Origin of the sequence: Rhizomonospora bruguierae, assembly GCF_018397995.1 — a bacterium.
GTDB classification, from domain to species: Bacteria; Actinomycetota; Actinomycetes; order Mycobacteriales; family Micromonosporaceae; genus Rhizomonospora; species Rhizomonospora bruguierae.
Genome location: NZ_BBQH01000018.1, coordinates 90,725 through 108,470, shown reverse-complemented (window position 1 = coordinate 108,470; position 17,746 = coordinate 90,725). Strand labels below are relative to the sequence as shown.

Sequence of the window (17,746 nt, the reverse complement as noted above, 5' to 3'; positions counted from 1 at the left end):
AGTACGTGCGCTGTGGAAGGCGGAGGTGATGAGCCTGTTGGAGGCGGCGCCCTTGGCGGGGCTTCGCGATCCGGACGGCGTGCGGGCGGGGGAGAACTTCCCGGTGGCCCTGCGCGTCCTGCCGGGTCGCGTGCGCCGGCATCTGCACGCGGTCTACGGGTACGCGCGGATGCTGGACGACCTCGGCGACGAGCCGGTGCCCGGCGTGGGCCGGGCCGAGCGGCTGGCGGCCCTCGACGCGGTCGAGGCGCAGGTGCACGACCTGTACGCCGGTCGCCCGGTCACCCTGGCGGCCGTCGCGCGCCTGGGACCCGCGGTGGTCGAGCGGGGCCTGCCGATGGCGCCGCTGCTGCGCCTGATCGAGGCCAACCGGATCGACCAGTTGGTGACCCGGTACGACACGTTCGAGCGGCTGGTCGACTACTGCACCTTCTCGGCGGACCCGGTGGGCCGGCTGGTCCTGCACGTGTTCGGTACGCCGCGGCCGGAGCAGGTGGCGCTGTCCGACCGTGTCTGCACCGGGCTGCAACTGGTCGAGCATCTCCAGGACGTGGGCGAGGACCGCCGTCGCGGCCGGGTGTACCTGCCGGCCGAGGATCTGGACCGGTTCGGGGTCACGGAGGCGGACCTGGACGCCGGTAGCGCCGGACCGGCGCTGCGCGCCCTGGTCGCGTTCGAGGCCGAACGGGCCGCGGCGTGGCTGACGTCGGGGGCGCCGCTCGTCGCCACCCTGCGCGGCTGGGCCCGGCTGGCGGTCAGCGGCTACCTGGCCGGCGGGCGCGCGGCGCTGACCGCGCTGGCCCGCACCGGGCACGACTCGCTGCGCGAACCGCCGGGGCGCAGCTCCCGGCTCGTGCTCGCACACTGGGTCGCCGCGACGGTCAGGAGCGCCGGATGACCGATGTGGACGCCGCCTACCGGCAGTGCCAGCTGATCACCCGCCAGCAGGCCCGCAACTTCTCGTACGGCATCCGGCTGCTGCCGCCGGTCAAGCGCCGCGCCCTGTCCGCGGTGTACGCGATGGCCCGGCGCATCGACGACATCGGCGACGGCGACCTGCCGGCCGAGCGCAAGCTCGTCCTGCTCGACGGCGTGCGCGCCGGGCTGCACGGGATCGCCGGCGGCGACGGGGGCGCCGGCGACCCCGTGCTGGCCGCGCTGGTCGACGCCGCCCGGCGGCTGCCGATCCCGCTGGAGGCGTTCGACGAGCTGATCGACGGCTGCGCGGCGGACGTGCGGGGGCGCGGCTACGACAGCTTCGACGACCTGCTCTGGTACTGCCGCAGCGTCGCCGGCTCGATCGGCCGGCTCTCGCTGGGCGTGTTCGGTGCCGCCGACCCGGACGCCGCCCGCCCGCTGGCCGACACCCTCGGCGTGGCGTTGCAGTTGACGAACATCCTCCGCGACGTGGTCGAGGACCGCACCCAGCAGCGGGTCTACCTGCCCGCCGCGGACCTGCGCCGGTTCGGCTGCGAGCTGGAGTTGCGCGACGGGCGGCTGACCGACCCGCCGTACCGGCTGACGGCGCTGCTGACCTACCAGGCGCGGCGCGCCGAGGACTGGTACGAGGACGGGCTGCGCCTGCTGCCGCTGCTGGACCGGCGCAGCGGCGCCTGCACCGCGGCGATGGCCGGCATCTACCACCGCCTGCTCGCCCGCATCAGCGCGAACCCGCTCGCGGTGACCCGGCAGCGGGTGGCGCTGCCGACCCGCGAGAAGGCATGGGTGGCCGTGCGGGCGCTGGCCGGGACCGGCGCATGAGCCGCGCGGGGGGTACCGACGTGTGCGTGGTCGGGGGCGGGCTGGCCGGGATCGCGGCGGCCGTGCGCCTGGCCGACCGGGGCGCCCGGGTGACCATGCTGGAGGCGCGGCCGGAGTTCGGCGGGGCGGCCCGTTCGCTCCGCCGCGGCGACCTGGTCGCCGACACCGGTCAGCACGTCTTCCTGCGCTGCTACCACCGGTACCGGGAACTGCTGGACCGGCTCGGTGTGGCCGGTAGCGTGGAACTCCAGGACCGGTTCGCGGTGCCCGTGCTGTCGCCCGGCCGGCCGCCGCACACCCTCGTCCGGGGTGACCTGCCGGCCCCACTGCACCTGCTCGGCGCGCTCACCCGGTACCGGCTGCTCAGCGGCGGGGAGCGGCTGGCCGCGGTGCGGGCGGCGGCCGCGCTGCGCCGCGTCGACCCGGACGAGCGGGCCAACGACGCGACGACCTTCGGCGCGTGGCTGCGGTCGCACGGCCAGGGGCCCCGCGCCGTGCGGTACCTGTGGGACCTCATCGCGGTCGCGTCCCTGAACCTCGCCTCGGAGCGGGCGTCGCTGGCCTCGGCCGCCCGGGTGTTCCGGACCGGGCTGCTGGAGCGGGCGGACGCGGGCGACATCGGCCGGCCCACGGTCCCGCTGGCGGACCTGCACGGCGGGGCGGCCCGCGCGCTGCTGGAGCGGATGGGCGTGCGGGTGCTGACCCGGACCCGGGCGCGGGGGATCAGCGCCGGCCCCGGCGGGTTCACCGTCGACACCGGGACCGCCGCCGTCAGCGCCGGTGGCGTGGTGCTCGCCGTGCCGCACCGGATCGCGGCCCACCTCGTCCCGCCGGGCGCGGTGGCCGACCCGGGTCGGTGGGCGGGGCTGGGCTCGTCCCCGATCGTCAACGTCCACCTGCGCTACTCCCGCCCGGTCACCGACCTGCCGTTCGCCGCCGCCGTCGAGTCGCCCACCCAGTGGGTGTTCGACCGGTCCGGGCCCGGCTGCGAGCGCGGCCAGTACCTGGTCGTGTCGCTGTCGGCCGCGGACGCGCAGGTGGCCCGGCCGGCGGCCGCGCTGGTCCGGGAGCAGGCGGCGGCGCTGGCCGACCTGTTCCCGGCGGCCCGGTCGACCCGCCTGCTCGACGCGTTCGTGACCCGCGAACCGCATGCCACGTTCCGCCCGGCGCCGGGATCCCGGTCGCTGCGGCCCGGCCCGCGCACCGCGCTGCCCGGCCTGGCTCTGGCCGGCGCGTGGACCGATACCGGCTGGCCCGACACGATGGAAGGCGCCGTGCGCAGTGGCCAGCAGGCCGCGGAGGTCGCCGCCCATCACCTGTCCGGCCGGCCCCGACCTCCGGAGGCACCGCGATGACCCTCAGCACCGTCGACACCGCCGATCAGGTCCGCAGCCGGGTGCAGCCGGCCATGCGGGCGCTGCTGGACCGGCTGGACCAGCGCAACCGCCTCGTGGCCGGTTACCAGATCGGCTTCTGGGACGCGGACGGCGAGCCCGCCGAGGCCGGCGGCAAGGGGCTGCGCCCGGCGCTGGCGCTGCTCTCGGCGCGGGCCGCCGGCGCGCCGCTCGACCTGGCGGTGCCGGCCGCCGTGTCGGTCGAGTTGGTGCACACGTTCTCGCTGCTGCACGACGATCTCATCGACGCGGACACCGAGCGCCGGCACCGCCCCACGGCCTGGGCGGTGTTCGGCCCGGGTCCGGCGCTGCTGGCCGGGGACGCGTTGCAGAGCCTGGCGTACGACGTGCTCATCGACGCGCCCAACGGGGGTGCCGCCACCCGCCGGCTCGGCGCCGCGGTCGCCCGGCTGACCGCCGGCCAGGCCGCCGACCTGGAGTTCGAGGGGCGCGAGGCGGTCGGGTTGGACGAGTGCCTGCGGATGGCCGCGGACAAGACCGGCGCGCTGATCTCCTGCGCCTGCACGCTGGGCGCGCTGATCTGCGGCGCGCCGGCCGACCTGGTCGCCGGGCTGTCCCGGTTCGGCGAGCAGATCGGCCTGGCCTTCCAGCTCGTCGACGACCTGCTGGGCATCTGGGGCGAGCCGGAGCGGACCGGCAAGCCGGTCGGATCGGACCTGGCCGCTCGCAAGTGGACGGTACCGACGGTGCGTGCCGCGACGTCGGACACCCCGGCGGGCCGGGAGTTCGCGCTGCGGTACCGGGAGAAGGCCGGCGCGGACGAGGGCGAGCTGGCGCGGCTCATCGAGCTGAGCGGAGCCCGGGAGTGGACCACCCAGTACGCGTCGCGGCGGGTCCGCTCGGCGATCAGCGGGCTGGACCGGCTCGAGCTGCCCGAGGACGTCCGTCGGGAACTGGCCAATCTGGCCGTCCGCGTGGTTGGGCGGGACCACTGATGACCCAGTTGCTCACCGGCCACCGCGGCGACGCGGCGCCCACCGGACCGGACTGGGGTTCCGCCCGGCACACCCTGGACCGGGCGGTGCAGCACCTGCTCGGCCGGCAGGACCCGGCCGGCTGGTGGAAGGGCGACCTGGAGACCAACGTCACCATGGACGCCGAGGATCTGCTGCTGCGCCAGTTCCTCGGCATCCGCACCGGTGGCGACACCGAGCGCACCGCCCGGTGGATCCGTTCCCAGCAGCGCGACGACGGCAGCTGGGCGACGTTCCATGATGGACCGTCGGACCTGTCCACCAACATCGAGGCGTACACCGCGCTGCGGCTGGCCGGCGACCCACCCGACGCGGGGCACATGCGCGCCGCGCGGGAGGCGATCCTGGACGCCGGCGGCATCGAGTCCAGCCGGGTGTTCACCCGCATCTGGCTGGCGCTGTTCGGGCAGTGGCCGTGGCGGGGACTGCCCGCGATCCCGCCGGAACTGGTCCTGCTGCCCACCTGGTCGCCGCTCAGCGTCTACGACTTCGGGTGCTGGGCGCGGCAGACCGTCGTGCCGCTGTCGGTGGTGCGCGCGCTGCGCCCGGTGCGCCCGCTGGGCTTCCGGCTGGACGAGCTGCGCACCTACCGCACGCCCCCGCCGCCACCGCCGCTGGGCACGACGGCGGGCAAGCTGCACCGGCTGGACCGGCTGGCCGCCGGGTACGACCACCTGGTGCCCGCGCCGCTGCGCCAGCACGCCCTGCGCCGCGCCGCCGCCTGGATCGTGGCCCGGCAGGAGGCGGACGGCTCCTGGGGCGGCATCCAGCCGCCGTGGGTGTACTCGCTCATCGCGCTGCACCTGCTCGGCTGCCCGCTCGACCACCCCGTGATGCGGCGCGGCCTGGCCGGGCTGGAGCGGTTCACCGTCCACACCGACACGCCCGAGGGGCCGGCCCGCTGGCTGGAGGCGTGCCAGTCCCCGGTGTGGGATACGGCCCTGGCGGTCACCGCCCTGTCCGACGCGGGGCTGCCGGCCGACCACCCCGCCCTGGGCCAGGCCGGGCGGTGGCTGCTCCGCGAGGAGATCACCGTGCGCGGGGACTGGGCGGTGCGCCGCCCCGGGCTGCCGGCCGGCGGGTGGGCGTTCGAGTTCGACAACGTCAACTACCCGGACACCGACGACACCGCCGAGGTGATGCTGGCGCTGCGGCGCACGGCGGTCCCGGCCAGCGCCGCGCTGCGACGGGGCGTGCGGTGGCTGTGCGGCATGCAGTCCCGCGACGGCGGCTGGGGCGCCTTCGACGCCGACAACACCCGGCGGATACTCGCCGATCTGCCGTTCTGCGATTTCGGTGAGGTCATCGACCCGCCCAGCGCGGACGTCACCGCCCACATCGTGGAGGCGCTGTGCGTCGAGGGGCTCGCCGGCTCGACCCCGGTCGAGCGGGGCGTGGCGTGGCTGCTGCGCGACCAGCGCCCGGACGGGTCCTGGTTCGGCCGGTGGGGCGTCAACCACGTCTACGGGATCGGCGCGGTGCTGCCCGCGTTGCGCGCCGCCGGGCTGCCGCCGACGCACCCGGCGGTCGCGGCGGCCGTGGCCTGGCTGCTGTGCCACCAGAACGACGACGGCGGCTTCGGCGAGGACATCCGCTCCTACCGCGACCCCGCCTGGATCGGCCGCGGCGGCTCCACCGCGTCCCAGACCGCGTGGGGGCTGCTCGCCCTGCACGCCGCCGGGCAGTCCGATACCGAGGCGGTCCGGCGGGCGGTGGACTGGCTGGTGACCACCCAACGCCCCGACGGCGGCTGGGATGAGCCGCAGTACACCGGGACCGGCTTCCCCGGCGACTTCTCCATCAACTACCACCTGTACCGGCAGGTGTTCCCGATCAGCGCCCTGGGGCGGGTACTCCGAGAGGTGGGGGAGTTGACGTGACGGCTGGATGGGCGATCTACGCGCCGATGCGGATGGAGACGCGGGCGCTGCGGGCCGGGCTGCCCGACGGTGACGGCCACGTTCACCGGACCGGCGTGGGGGCCCGGCGGGCGCGGCAGGCGTTCCGGGCCGGGACCGTGCCGCCGGTGATGGCGGTCGCGGGGATGTGCGGCGGGCTGGACCCGGAGCTGCGCCCCGGCGACGTGGTGGTCGCCGACGAGGTCCGCACGGACGCGCTGACCGAGGGCGCGATCCCGGCGACGCTCCACCTACCCGCCGCGCCGCTGCTCGCCGCCGCCCTGCGCCGGCGCGGGCTGACCGTCCATGTTGGACCGATGGTCAGCACCGACCGGCTCGCGTCCGGCGCGCAGCGGGAGCGGCTGGCGGCCACCGGCGCCCTCGCCGCCGACCTGGAATCCGCCTGGGTGCTGTCCGCCCGCCCCGGCGCGGTACCGGCGTGCGTGCGGGTGGTGGCCGATCCGGCGCCGGGTCACGTGCTGCGCCCCATCACGCTCGCGCACATCCGCCGGGCCCTGCGCTCCCTTCCGCCGGTCGCCGCCGGGCTGGCCGAGTGGTCCGCGGCGGCCACGGTGCGCCAGGTCCTGCTCGCCTCGCCGCGCTCGTTCTGCGCCGGCGTGGAGCGGGCCATCACGGTCGTGGAGCAGGCGCTCGACCGGTACGGCGCGCCGGTGTACGTGCGCAAGCAGATCGTCCACAACGCCCACGTCGTGGCGGCCCTGCGGGACCGGGGGGCGGTCTTCGTCGACGACCTGGACGAGGTGCCCAACGGCGCCGTCACCGTGTTCTCCGCGCACGGCGTGGCCCCGGCCGTCCGGGCCGAGGCGGCCGACCGGCAACTGTCGGTCATCGACGGCACCTGCCCGCTGGTGACGAAGGTGCACAGCGAGGCACGCCGGTTCGCCGGCCGCGGCGACACGGTGCTGCTGGTCGGGCACCCGGGCCACGAGGAGACCGAGGGCACCCAGGGCGAGGCGCCGGACCGGGTGCGCCTGGTGCCGGACGCGGCGGCGGCCGAGCGGGTCACCGTGGAGGATCCGGAGCGGGTGTCGTACCTGCTGCAGACCACGCTCGCGGTGGACGAGGCGGAGGAGGTCGTGGCCGTGCTGCGCCGGCGCTTCCCGGCGCTGGCCGGCCCGGGCTCCGACGACATCTGCTACGCCACCACCAACCGGCAGCGGGCCGTGCGCGCGATCGCGGCGGAGTCCGACGTCGTGCTGGTGCTCGGCTCGGGCAACTCGTCGAACTCGCGCCGGCTGGTGGAGGTGGCGGAGCGCGCGGGCACCCCGGCGTACCTGGTCGAGGACGCCGACGCCATCGACCCGCGCTGGCTGGCCGGCGCCACCGCGGTCGGGGTGACCGCCGGGGCCTCCGCGCCGCCCCGGCTGGTCGACCAGACCGTGGCCGTGCTGCGCGGCCTGGGCGCGGGCGAGGTCGACGAGCGCGTGCGCGCCACCGAGGACGTCCACTTCACGCTGCCGAAGGAGGTACGCCCGGCCTAGCCGGGCGGCGAAGCCGATGGGGATTCCGCTGCGTCAACGGCTGCGGGTCGGCCGGTACCTGATGGCCAACCGGCTGCGGCACCGGGAACGGTTCCCGCTGCTGCTGGAACTGGAGCCGCTGTTCGCCTGCAACCTCAAGTGCGCCGGCTGCGGCAAGATCCAGCAGCCGGCCCAGTTGCTGCGCCAGCGCATGCCGGTGGAGCAGGCGGTCGCCGCGGTCGAGGAGTGCGGCGCGCCGATGGTCTCGATCGCGGGCGGGGAGCCGCTCATGCACCCCGAGATCGACCGGATGGTGGGCGAGCTGATCGCCCGGCGCCGGTACGTCTTCCTGTGCACCAACGCGCTGCTGCTGCCGAAGAAGCTGGACCTGTTCCGCCCGTCGCCGTACTTCGCGTTCACCGTCCACATCGATGGGTTGCGGGACCGGCACGACGCCTCGGTGTGCAAGCCGGGCGTCTTCGACGAGGCGGTGGCGGCGGTGCGCGAGGCGCAGCGGCGCGGCTTCCGGGTCACCACGAACACCACGTTCTTCAACACCGACACCCCGCAGACCATCATCGAGGTGCTCGACTACCTCAACGACGACCTGCGGGTCGACGAAATGATGATCTCCCCGGCGTACGCGTACCAGAAGGCGCCGGACCAGGAGCACTTCCTCGGGGTGGCGGAGACCCGGGAACTGTTCCGCAAGGCGTTCGCGAACGGCCGGCGCCGCCGGTGGCGGCTGAGCCACTCGCCGATGTTCCTCGACTTCCTCGAGGGCCGGGTGGACTTTCCGTGCACCGCCTGGGCCATCCCGTCCTACTCCCTGCTCGGCTGGCAGCGGCCCTGCTACCTGATGGGCGACGGGTACGCGGCCTCCTACCGGGAACTGCTGGAGAGCACGGACTGGGATCAGTACGGGCGCGGCCGCGACCCGCGCTGCGCCAACTGCATGGCGCACTGTGGCTACGAGCCCACGGCCGTCATGGCGACCATGTCGTCGCTGAAGGAGTCGATCCGGGCGCTGCGCGGCGGCGCGTGACCGCCGCGGCGCCCCTCGGTCACCCGCGCCGCCTCGGTCACCCGAAGCGGCGGGTGAGCCGCCGGTAGCCGCCGGGTGCCAGCGCCCGCACCGCCACCGGCAGGCGCAGCCACGCCGGCAGGTACACCTCGGGCCGGTCCGCCTCGACCGCGTCCAGCACCGCCTCGGCGACCCGCTCGACCGGCAGCGGTCGCGGCCGCCGGCGCCGGTACGGCAGGCCGCGCCGCTCGAAGAACGGGGTGTCGACCACACCCGGCACCACGACCGTCACCCCGACGCCGGTGCCGGCCAGTTCCAGGCGCAGGCTCTCCGCGAACACGTCCAGGCCCGCCTTGGCCGCCGCGTATACGGCCTCCTCGCGCACCCCGAGGCGCCCGGCGATCGAGCCGACGAACAGCAACCGGCCCCGGCCGCGGTCGAGCATGCCCGGCAGGACCGCCCGGGTCAGGTGCGCGGGCGCGCGCAGGTTGACCGCGAGCAGCCGGTCCAGGTCCTCGGGGGGCAGGTCCGCGAACGGGCCGGCCCAACCCGCGCCCGCGTTGTTGACCAGCAGGTCCACCCGGCCGGCCAGGTCGAGCACCCGGCGGGCCAGCGCCCGTGGGGCGGACGGGTCGGCCAGGTCCATGGCGATCGGGGTGGCGCCGGGCACCTCGGCCAGGGCGGCCGGGTCGCGGCCGTGGGCGAAGACCCGGGCCCCCGAGTCGACCAGCCGCGTCGCGAGCCGGCGTCCGATGCCGGAGGACGCCCCGGTCACCAGCGCCACCGCCCCGTCAACCCGCATGGGTCGCGCCCTCCGACTTGTCCGCCGGCCGGTCCGGGTGGTTGTGCCCGTCCGGGACGGGGGTGCCCGCCACGTGCGGCGCGCGCAGGGCCAGCAGCAGCACCCCGCCGGCGAGGATGATCAGGCCCAGCGACTCGCCGATGATCGGCCAGGTGCCGCCCCGGACGCTCTCGCCCAGCCACACCGTGCCGAAAATGATGGACACCAGCGGGTCGACGACGGTGATGACCGCCAGCGCCGGTGCGCCGATCCAGCCCGCCTGGTACGAGTTCTGGTTGAGCAGCACCCCGAGCGGCCCGAGCCCGCAGATCGTGTACGTCTGCCACTGCCGGGCGATCGCGAGGGGCCCCTGCGTGAGGTGGGGGGACAGGTCGCGGACGAACCCGGCCGTCAGGCCGTAGCAGATCCCGGCGGCGAGCGACAGCGGCAGGGACCGCCACTTGCGCCCCATCACCCGGGACAGGGCCAGGCAGGCCACGATCATGCCGCCGAGCACCAGGAACAGGACCAGGCCGGCGGCCGGGCGATGATGGCCGCGCATGCCCGCCGACGGGTCGGCCACCACCAGGAACGTGGTGAGGCCGGCCAGGCACAGCACCGTGCCCGTGACGATGATCCGGTCGGGCGGGCGGTGGTACACCCGGGCCGACAGCAGCACGTACCACAGCACGCCGGTCACCAGCAGCGGCTGGATCAGGCTCAGCGGTGCCAGTCGCAGGGCCACGACCTGGAACCCGAACCCGGCGGTGGCGAGCACGATCGACCACCGCCACGACGGCAGGCGGACCAGGTCGGTCAGCAGCGCGGGCTGGCCCGCCGGCCGGTCCGGCACCTGGTGGGTGGCCCGGTACTGGAGCACGCCCGAGGAGCCGAAGCAGCCGGCGGACGCCACGGCGAGGGGCACACCCGCGACGACCGACAGGGCGCTCACCCGGCGGCCTCCCGGGCCTGGGCGGCCGCCGTGGGCGCGGCATGAGCCGGAGCCTCGCCAATCATCCCGGCGGCGCGATCCGGGCCCTCGCCTACGACGGCGGCGGCGCGATCCGGGCCCTCGCCTACGACTGCGGCGGCGTGATCCGGGCGCTCGCGCATGACCGCCGCAACGCGGTCCGAGGGCTCGCCCATGACGGCGGCAACGCGGTCTGGGGGTTCGTCAATGACGGCGGCAACGCGATCCGAGGGCTCGCCCATGGCCGCGGCGGCGGGAGCCGGGGGTTCACCGGCGATCCCGTCGAGGGCGGCGTGCAGGGCCACGGTGAACGCCTCGCCGAACCCGGCCAGCGAGGAGTCCAGCAGCACGCCCACCCCGATGGTGTCCTCCCAGCGCATGGCGCCGATCCCGACGGGTACGCCCTCGGCCAGGGCGATGACCGGGACGGCGCCCACGACCGGCGCCCCGGCCAGCGTCAGCGCCTTCCGGGTGCCGATGACGTAGGAGACGTTCACGTTGGTGAACCGGTTCGTGTAGAGGCGGCGGGCCAGCCAGGCGTGCGCCGGCGCGGGCAGCGTGCCGATCGCCCGCATCACCAGTCCCGCCGCATGCTGCTCGCCCGCGTCGAGGCTCCGGCGCAGCCGGTCGCGGATCAGGGCCGCCCGCGCCGGGGTGGACATCGGGCCCAGCGGCAGGTCGAGCGCGACGGCGCCGGTCCAGTTGCCGTGCGTGCGCCAGCGCTCCCGGGGCGTGCGGGCGACCGGGACCGTGGCCCGCAGCCGGTCGGGTACCGGCGCGGCGGGGTAGGTGGCGCGCAGCGCCTCGGCCACGAGCCCGTACAGCAGTTCGCTGACGCGCACGTCGCACGCCCGGGCCGCCCGGTTCAGGCTCGCCATGGGCAGCGTCGCGGTGACGAGGCGGCGGTCCGGGGTGGTCAGCGGGCGGTTGAGCGCGCTGCGCGGGGCCGGCCCGGCGAAGGCCAGGCGGACGAGTCCTCGCCCGGTCAGCACCGCCGCCCGGAGCCCGCCGCGGATCCGGCCGGCCACCGTCTCCCGGCGCGGGGTCATCGAACCCTGTGCCGTGCCGCCGGGGTGGGGGTCCAGGATGCGCCGCATGGTGGCGAGGACCGCCATGCCGTCGCCGAGGCTGTGGTGCATCTTGATCGCCAGCCGGGTGCGGCCCCCGGGCAGCCCGGTGAGCAGGAGCATCCGCCACGGCGGCGCGTCCAGGGGCATCGGCTGGGACCAGAACTCGTCGAGGAGCCGGGCGGCGGCCGGCTCACCGCCGCCGGGTACCGGCCGCTCGTCCACGTGCGCGGCCGGGTCCACGTGGCGCTCGACGACCCAGCCGGCCCGGCGCCAGGAGGCCGTCCGCACCGGCCGCCGGCGCAGCGTCACCATGGCGGGCAGCCGCCGCCGCAGCACGTCGAGCACGTCGTCCCGGCGAAGGGGGCGCCGGTCCGGAATGGGCCCGATGTCCAGCACGGTACCGACCTGCTGGACCACCGTCGGTGACTCGACGTGCAGGAAGAACGCGTCCGGCGCGCGCAGCGGCCAGGCGTTCGCCGGCCTGGCGGCGGGCGGCGGCGGGGCGTCGCTGAGCGCCCGCAGGCCCAGGTCCGGCGCGTTTTCGACGGCGGTGCGTGGTCCGGCCCCGACGCGCCGGCGGCGCAGCACCGCCCGTACGGTGGTGGCCAGCGCGGCGGGGGTGTGGCAGGTCTCGGCCAGCCCACAGACGGTCATCAGCGCCGCGTTCGCCACGCCGTGCGCGGCGATCGGTCGGTACATGACCACCGGCGTGCCGCTGGCCACCGCCTCCAGGGCGGTCGCGCCGCCGGCGTTGTTGACCAGCACGTCGGCGGCCCGCAACAGGTCCGGCATGGTGTCCGCCCAGCCCAGCACGGTCAGCCGGTCCGGGGGCAGGTCGAGCGCCGCCAGCCGCCCGGCCAGCCGCTCGTTCCGCCCGCAGACCACCACCACCTGGCTGCCGGCCGCCGGGTCGCCGGCGATGCCGGGTGGCCCGTCGCCGGCCAGCGCCCGTACCGCCTCCTCCACCTCGCCGAACCCGAGCGACCCGCAGGCCACCAGCACCACGGGCCGGTGCGGGTCCAGGCCCAGGCGCTGGCGCGCGGGCACCGGGTCGCCCGGGTGGAACGCCTCGACCACCGGCGGCGGGCACACCGCCACGGCCGCGCCCGGGGCGGCCGCCGCGGCCAGCGGCGCGGCGGTGTCGTGCACGACCAGGTTGAGGTCCAGTTGCGGGTACACCCAGAAGGGGTGCGGCGCGAAGTCCGAGATCCACGCGCCGACCGGCACCGCCAGGCCCCGGTGCCGCCGCAGCCAGGCCAGGCCGGCGCTGCCCAGGGGGTAGGTGGACAGGATCAGGTCGGGGTCGAAGCCCTCGACCACACCGGCCAGCCGCCGCCCCGCCCACGCGCCGACGAACCGCTTGGCGGCGGAGCCGAACCACCGGTGCCGCCAGACCGAGGCGTAGAAGAACTCGTACAGCCACGGGACGCTGTCGACGTTCGTGACGTAGGTGCGGCGGATGGCCCGCCCGACCCCCGGCCCCATCGCCGCCAGCGTGTCCACCCAACGGATGGCGCTGCCCGGCCACAGCCGCGCGACCCGCTCCTCCAGCGCCCGGCCGGTCGCGTCGTGCCCCCCGCCGATCTCGGCCGAGACCACCAGCACCCGGCGCGCCGGCGGTGGCCCCGTGGCCACCCGGGCGGGTTCCGGCTTCACAACGGTCAGGCGTGCGGTCATGGGTCGCCGTTACCCGGTACCGGCTGGGGAAACCGCCAAAGAACGACGGTCGCGGAAATGAGGTACGCAATGGGCGCCCGCGCCCCGCCACGGTAGGACCCGTGGGGGAGCGCGGGCGCCCGCGCCGATCGCGCCGGTCAGGCGCCGACCCGCTCCTCCACCGGCTCATCCACGGGCTCGTCGTCGAGCTCGTCGAGGTGCTCGTCCATGAGCTCCTCGACCGGCACGAGCCGGTGCCGTTGGAGCGGCACGGCCGGCGCGGGGGGCAGCTCCGATTCGTCCGGCTCACCGGCCACCTGCGGCTGATCGACCCACAGGGCGCGCAACTGGGCCTGCATGAAGCCGCTCAGCCGGGCCCGGTACTCGCGGTCGAACCGCTCCAGGGCCTCGATCTGCTGCTGGAGCGCCTCCCGCTTGGTGCTCAGCCCGCCGACCACGTCGTCGTAGCGCCGCTGGGCGTGCTGCCGCAGTTCCTCGGCGTTGTCCGCCGCGGTGGCCGCTACCGCCTCGGCCTGCGTCCGCGCGTCCGCCACGATCTGCTCGGCGCTGCGCCGCGCCTCCTCCACCCGCGCCTGCGCGTCCCGTGCGGCCCGCTCGGCGGTCGCCCGGGCCTCACCGAGGACCGAGTCCGCCTCGCCGCGCACGCGCTGGGCGTGCGCCTGGGCGTCCCGGGCGATCTGCTCGGCGGCCGCCTGCGCGTCCGCCCGGATCTTGTCGGCGTGCTGGTGCGCGCGGTTGATGTGCTCGTCGGCCGTGCGCTGGGCCAGCGTCAGCACCTGGAGGGCGTGGTTCGGGTGATGGCCCGGGTCCGGTGGGAGCATGGGTGGCGGCGGGGTGGGCGGCGCCTGCGGGGACGGCGGGTGCATGGGCGGCGGCTCGGTGGCCGCAAGCTCCGAAGTGGCTCCGTTCAACATAATCTTGACGCGATCCTTGATCCGATTGTCGGTCACGGAGCAACCTCCGTAGCTGCCTGGCGTCGGTGCTTCGGGTCGGCGCATGTTACCAAGCTGAACTGCGTAAATGCGAGCGCGGGAAGCCGCGACGAAACCGGCACGTCCGGTGGGGCGGAGTGTCCTGATTGTCTGGTTCATCTGGAGGGTGCGCGGCATCGACCACTACTTCGCGGGCATCGTCATCTCCGAGGCGCTCGGCTGCCGCACCGGCGGAGTCGCCCGGGGTCGTGGCCGGCCGTCCGCCCTCGGCGCAGGAGGCGTGAACGGCCTCCCGCCCTCCCGTCCCCTGGTCGGGGGCTTGTTGCAAGCTCTTTGCAACAGCAAGAGTGACGCAATATGCTGGCCGCGATGTCCGGGCCGCGGTACGAGGCCCAGGGGGAGGGGTCATGAACGTAGAGGCGATGCACATCGCCAACGGGATCGTGAACGGCCCGGTCTCGGGCGCGTTCGCCGCCCTCGCCGTGCTGGCGCTGGCGGTCTGCGTCTGGCGCGGCCGGGCCGACCTCGACGACCGGTTGGCGCCGATGGCCGGCCTGGTCGCGGCGTTCATCTTCGCCGTGCAGATGCTCAACTTCCAGGTGCTGCCGGGCGTCTCCGGCCACCTGCTGGGCGGGACGCTGGCGGCGATCCTCGTCGGCCCGTGGGTGGGCGCGCTGTGCGTGTCGACCGTGCTCGTCATCCAGTGCCTGCTGTTCGCCGACGGCGGCCTCACCGCCCTCGGCCTGAACATCACGAACATGGCGCTGCTCGGCACCGCCGCCGGGTACCTGCTCGTCGCCGGGTTGCTGCGGCTGCTGCCCAGGACGCCGACCGGCCTGGCCGCCACCGCGTTCGTGGCGTCCGTGGCCAGCGTGGTGATCTCCTCGCAGGGGTTCGTCCTCGAATATTGGCTGGGCGGCACCACGCGGCTGTCGCTGCCGACGATCTCGCTCACGATGGCCGGGGTGCACGTGCTCATCGGCATCGGCGAGGGCCTGATCGCCGGTACCACGGTGGCCACGGTCAGCCGGGTCCGGCCGGACCTGGTCTACGCCCTGCGCCGGTTCCGGGCCGTCCCGCGGCCCGCGGCGGCGCCGACCCCGGCGACGGTGGCGGGAGGTGCGGCATGAGCCGGCGGCTCGGGTGGTTCCTGGCCGGCGGGCTGCTCGTCGCGCTGGTGCTGGCCGGTGTGGTGAGCGCCCTCGCCTCGTCCAGCCCGGACGGCCTGGACGCCACGGCGCTCAAGGGCTGCACCGTCGACGCCGAGGGCACCATCACCGGCGGCACGTGCATGGCCCAGCGCGAGGGCGAACACCAGATGGCCGACAGTCCGCTCGCCGACTACGGCATCAAGGGCATCGACAACCCGTACCTGGCGACCGGGCTGTCCGGCGTCGCCGGCGTGCTCATCACGTTCGGGCTGGGCGCCGGGCTGTTCTGGGTCGTCCGCCGGCGCGGTCCGGCGGTGGGCACCACACCCCGCGGCGGCGTGGCCGCGGGCGGAGCACCGGCGGACGCCGGGGAGCGCTAGTGGCCGGCGGCCACGCCCACCCGCTGCACCTGGCCCGGGACAGCGCCGTGCACCGGCTGCCCGCCGAGGTGAAGATCGTCGCGGTGCTGCTGTTCACCGTCGTCGTGGTCATCACCCCGCGGGCGGAGTTCGCCGCCTTCGCCGGGTACGCCGCGCTGCTGGCCGCCGTGGCCGCGGCGGCCCGGGTACCGCTGCCGTGGCTGGCCAAGCGGGCCACCATCGAGCTTCCGTTCGTGCTGCTCGCCGTCGCGCTGCCGTTCGCCGGGCACGGCGAGCGGGTCACCTGGCTGGGCATGTCGCTGTCCGTCGACGGCCTCTACGGCGCCTGGAACATCTTCGCCAAGGGCACCCTCGGCGTGGTCGCCTCGCTGCTGCTGGCCGCCACCACCACGATGCGGGACCTCATCCTCGGGCTCGACCGGCTGCGCTGCCCCCGGGTGTTCACCCAGATCGCCACGTTCATGCTGCGGTACATGGACATTCTCGCGGACGACGCCCGCCGCATGCGGATCGCCCGGCTCTCCCGCGGGTACGACCCCCGGTTCCTGTGGCAGGTGAAGGCGTTCGCGGTCAGCGTCGGCGCGCTGTTCCTGCGGGCGTTCGAGCGGGGCGAACGGGTCTACCTGGCGATGGTGGCGCGCGGCTACACCGGGCGGCTGCCCCGCCCCGAGGGCGCCGACGCGTCCGCCACGCAGTGGGCCGCCTCGGCGCTGCTGCCCGCCGCGGCCGCCGGCATCGCCGTCGCGGCGGTGCTGCGATGACCGCGCCCTCCCTCAACGTCACCGGCCTGCACTTCGCCTACCCGGACGGCAGCGCCGCCCTCAACGGCGTCGACCTGCGGCTGGAGCCGGGGGAGCGGGCCGCCCTGCTCGGCCCCAACGGTGCCGGCAAGACCACCCTTGTGCTGCACCTGAACGGCATCCTGCACGGCGGTGCCGGCACCGTCGAGGTCGGCGGCGTCCGGGTCTACCCCGCCGACCGGGCCGGCCTGGCCGAGATCCGCCGCCGCGTCGGCATCGTCTTCCAGGACCCGGACGACCAGTTGTTCATGCCCACCGTCGCCGAGGACGTCGCCTTCGGCCCGGCCAACCTCGGCATCCGGGGCGACGAGCTACGCGCCCGGGTCGACGAGGCCCTCGCCGCCGTGGACATGACCGCCCACCGCGACCAGGTGCCCCACCACCTCTCCTTCGGCCAGCGCCGCCGGGTCGCCGTCGCCACCGTCCTGGCCATGCGCCCGGACATCCTCGTCCTCGACGAGCCCTCGTCCAACCTGGACCCGGCGAGTCGCCGGGAACTGGCGCAGATCCTCCGGTCCCTGCCGGTGACGGTGCTCATGGTCACCCACGACCTGCCGTACGCGCTGGAACTGTGCCCGCGCTCGGTCATCCTGGACACCGGCCGCGTCGTCGCCGACGGCCGCACCATCGACCTGCTGGCCGACGCCGACCTGCTAGCCGCGCACCGGCTGGAACTCCCGTTCGGCTTCGACCCCGCGTTCGCCGCCCAGCGGCTAGCGCGGGTCACCGGTCCGGCGGGGGAAGCGGTCGTTGGTTAACGTGGCCGGATCCGGTGGCGGGTAGGGCAACTGCTGCGCTTCGCGGCGCAGGAGGCGCTGAGCTGCCTGTTCGCCGCGGCGGTGTTCGTGATGCTCGCGGTGGCCCGGGTCGTGCCCCTGCCGGTCCCGCGGTACGACGCGCTGTTGATCGGCTGTGTGCCGCTCACCCTCGGGCTGTGGGCCGCCCGCGTCGAGACGGGCCGTGAGGTGCTGGTCATCGGCGCGTTTCTCTGGTTGGCCGAGAACGCGGCCACGTTCCTTCACGCGTGGCGATACCCGAACCAGGGGGACATCTGGCGGGTGGTGCACGTGTCGAAGTTCGGGTCCAGGGCGCTGCTGGTCAGTGTCAGCTTCGTGCTGGTTGCGTCCCTGAAGCGGCTGGACCACCGCCGGCGCGGCGAGGTCGGCTCCGACTTCGACCCGCCCTTGCCGCTCGCTCCCCGCCCGGCGGTGGGCGAGGGGGTGCCAGCGGCGGCGCCGTCGCCGGACACTCGACCACCCCGTCCCGAAAGTTTCGGAAAAGTTACGGTACGTGGCGGTGTGTGATTCGGCGCTCGGAGATCGCCGGGTGCGGTAGGAGGCCGCGGGGAGCGCCGGGGATCGACGCGGACCGAGGGATTGATGTTTCCGGAATGTTGCCGTTAACATGCTGGCATCGAGATCCGTCAAAGCCC

16 protein-coding genes are annotated in these 17,746 nt (G+C 75.4%); 12 read left to right on the top strand and 4 right to left on the bottom strand.

The features are described 5' to 3' along the window. Positions 1 to 28 precede the first annotated feature (28 nt). From hpnC to hpnH, 7 genes are read left to right on the top strand one after another with little or no spacing between them, the layout of a single operon-like run. On the top strand, positions 29 to 898 hold the full coding sequence (hpnC, locus tag KJS59_RS09950) for a squalene synthase HpnC (RefSeq protein ID WP_213452325.1): 870 nt from the start codon (positions 29 to 31) through the stop codon (positions 896 to 898). Next, positions 895 to 1,761 (top strand): presqualene diphosphate synthase HpnD, encoded by an 867-nt coding sequence (gene hpnD, locus KJS59_RS09945; RefSeq protein ID WP_213452322.1) that lies wholly within the window; start codon positions 895 to 897, stop codon positions 1,759 to 1,761. Before hpnC ends, hpnD begins: the two co-directional genes overlap by 4 nt. Beyond that, positions 1,758 to 3,116 carry a hydroxysqualene dehydroxylase HpnE gene (gene hpnE / locus KJS59_RS09940; protein ID WP_213452320.1) on the top strand — a complete coding sequence of 453 codons (1,359 nt, stop codon included), beginning with the start codon at positions 1,758 to 1,760 and terminating at the stop codon, positions 3,114 to 3,116. The genes hpnD and hpnE overlap by 4 nt, the downstream gene beginning before the upstream one ends. Further along, a complete protein-coding gene (locus tag KJS59_RS09935; protein ID WP_213452318.1) occupies positions 3,113 to 4,111 on the top strand; it encodes a polyprenyl synthetase family protein in 999 nt (332 codons plus the stop codon). Before hpnE ends, KJS59_RS09935 begins: the two co-directional genes overlap by 4 nt. Beyond that, entirely contained in the window at positions 4,111 to 6,030 is a 1,920-nt protein-coding gene (gene shc, locus KJS59_RS09930) for a squalene--hopene cyclase (RefSeq protein WP_213452316.1), read from the top strand. The genes KJS59_RS09935 and shc overlap by 1 nt, the downstream gene beginning before the upstream one ends. Further along, positions 6,027 to 7,550, top strand: a complete 1,524-nt coding sequence (gene ispH / locus KJS59_RS09925) for a 4-hydroxy-3-methylbut-2-enyl diphosphate reductase (protein WP_213452314.1) — start codon at positions 6,027 to 6,029, stop codon at positions 7,548 to 7,550. Before shc ends, ispH begins: the two co-directional genes overlap by 4 nt. Positions 7,551 to 7,566: 16 nt before the next feature. Then, positions 7,567 to 8,574 (top strand): adenosyl-hopene transferase HpnH, encoded by a 1,008-nt coding sequence (gene hpnH / locus KJS59_RS09920; RefSeq protein WP_213452313.1) that lies wholly within the window; start codon positions 7,567 to 7,569, stop codon positions 8,572 to 8,574. Positions 8,575 to 8,611: 37 nt separating this feature from the next. Here hpnH and KJS59_RS09915 read toward each other — a convergent pair whose 3' ends face one another. The 4 genes from KJS59_RS09915 to KJS59_RS09900 all read right to left on the bottom strand — a co-directional run bounded on the left by KJS59_RS09915 (position 8,612) and on the right by KJS59_RS09900 (position 14,001). Then, the gene (locus KJS59_RS09915; protein WP_213452312.1) at positions 8,612 to 9,355 is read right to left on the bottom strand and encodes an SDR family NAD(P)-dependent oxidoreductase; all 744 of its coding nucleotides are present in this window, start codon (positions 9,353 to 9,355) and stop codon (positions 8,612 to 8,614) included. After that, positions 9,345 to 10,286 (bottom strand): DMT family transporter, encoded by a 942-nt coding sequence (locus tag KJS59_RS09910; protein WP_213452311.1) that lies wholly within the window; start codon positions 10,284 to 10,286, stop codon positions 9,345 to 9,347. The genes KJS59_RS09915 and KJS59_RS09910 overlap by 11 nt, the downstream gene beginning before the upstream one ends. Next, positions 10,283 to 13,051, bottom strand: a complete 2,769-nt coding sequence (locus KJS59_RS09905) for a wax ester/triacylglycerol synthase domain-containing protein (protein ID WP_213452310.1) — start codon at positions 13,049 to 13,051, stop codon at positions 10,283 to 10,285. The genes KJS59_RS09910 and KJS59_RS09905 overlap by 4 nt, the downstream gene beginning before the upstream one ends. A gap of 137 nt (positions 13,052 to 13,188) precedes the next feature. After that, positions 13,189 to 14,001: a DivIVA domain-containing protein gene (locus tag KJS59_RS09900; protein WP_249714017.1), complete on the bottom strand. Its 813-nt coding sequence runs from the start codon at positions 13,999 to 14,001 to the stop codon at positions 13,189 to 13,191. Between the two features lie 389 nt (positions 14,002 to 14,390). On the opposite strand from KJS59_RS09900, the gene KJS59_RS09895 reads away from it, so the two are divergent. The 5 genes from KJS59_RS09895 to KJS59_RS09875 are packed head-to-tail and all read left to right on the top strand — an operon-like array spanning position 14,391 to position 17,618. Continuing rightward, positions 14,391 to 15,113: an energy-coupling factor ABC transporter permease gene (locus KJS59_RS09895; protein ID WP_213452309.1), complete on the top strand. Its 723-nt coding sequence runs from the start codon at positions 14,391 to 14,393 to the stop codon at positions 15,111 to 15,113. Further along, entirely contained in the window at positions 15,110 to 15,514 is a 405-nt protein-coding gene (locus KJS59_RS09890; protein ID WP_213452307.1) for a PDGLE domain-containing protein, read from the top strand. The genes KJS59_RS09895 and KJS59_RS09890 overlap by 4 nt, the downstream gene beginning before the upstream one ends. Next, positions 15,514 to 16,275, top strand: a complete 762-nt coding sequence (gene cbiQ, locus KJS59_RS09885; RefSeq protein WP_213452305.1) for a cobalt ECF transporter T component CbiQ — start codon at positions 15,514 to 15,516, stop codon at positions 16,273 to 16,275. The genes KJS59_RS09890 and cbiQ overlap by 1 nt, the downstream gene beginning before the upstream one ends. Next, positions 16,272 to 17,072 carry an energy-coupling factor ABC transporter ATP-binding protein gene (locus KJS59_RS09880; RefSeq protein ID WP_213452303.1) on the top strand — a complete coding sequence of 267 codons (801 nt, stop codon included), beginning with the start codon at positions 16,272 to 16,274 and terminating at the stop codon, positions 17,070 to 17,072. Before cbiQ ends, KJS59_RS09880 begins: the two co-directional genes overlap by 4 nt. Before the next feature lie 9 nt (positions 17,073 to 17,081). Further along, entirely contained in the window at positions 17,082 to 17,618 is a 537-nt protein-coding gene (locus KJS59_RS09875; RefSeq protein ID WP_213452465.1) for a DUF817 family protein, read from the top strand. Positions 17,619 to 17,746 lie beyond the last annotated feature (128 nt).

What these genes read in the sequence shown, in the direction of transcription:
- hpnC (WP_213452325.1), top strand. Translation starts at nt 29, where the DNA reads ATGAGCCTGTTGGAGGCGGCGCCCTTGGCGGGGCTTCGCGATCCGGAC.
- hpnD (WP_213452322.1), top strand. Translation starts at nt 895, where the DNA reads ATGACCGATGTGGACGCCGCCTACCGGCAGTGCCAGCTGATCACCCGC.
- hpnE (WP_213452320.1), top strand. Translation starts at nt 1,758, where the DNA reads ATGAGCCGCGCGGGGGGTACCGACGTGTGCGTGGTCGGGGGCGGGCTG.
- KJS59_RS09935 (WP_213452318.1), top strand. Translation starts at nt 3,113, where the DNA reads ATGACCCTCAGCACCGTCGACACCGCCGATCAGGTCCGCAGCCGGGTG.
- shc (WP_213452316.1), top strand. Translation starts at nt 4,111, where the DNA reads ATGACCCAGTTGCTCACCGGCCACCGCGGCGACGCGGCGCCCACCGGA.
- hpnH (WP_213452313.1), top strand. Translation starts at nt 7,567, where the DNA reads ATGGGGATTCCGCTGCGTCAACGGCTGCGGGTCGGCCGGTACCTGATG.
- KJS59_RS09915 (WP_213452312.1), bottom strand. Translation starts at nt 9,355, where the DNA reads ATGCGGGTTGACGGGGCGGTGGCGCTGGTGACCGGGGCGTCCTCCGGC.
- KJS59_RS09905 (WP_213452310.1), bottom strand. Translation starts at nt 13,051, where the DNA reads ATGACCGCACGCCTGACCGTTGTGAAGCCGGAACCCGCCCGGGTGGCC.
- KJS59_RS09895 (WP_213452309.1), top strand. Translation starts at nt 14,391, where the DNA reads ATGAACGTAGAGGCGATGCACATCGCCAACGGGATCGTGAACGGCCCG.
- KJS59_RS09890 (WP_213452307.1), top strand. Translation starts at nt 15,110, where the DNA reads ATGAGCCGGCGGCTCGGGTGGTTCCTGGCCGGCGGGCTGCTCGTCGCG.
- KJS59_RS09880 (WP_213452303.1), top strand. Translation starts at nt 16,272, where the DNA reads ATGACCGCGCCCTCCCTCAACGTCACCGGCCTGCACTTCGCCTACCCG.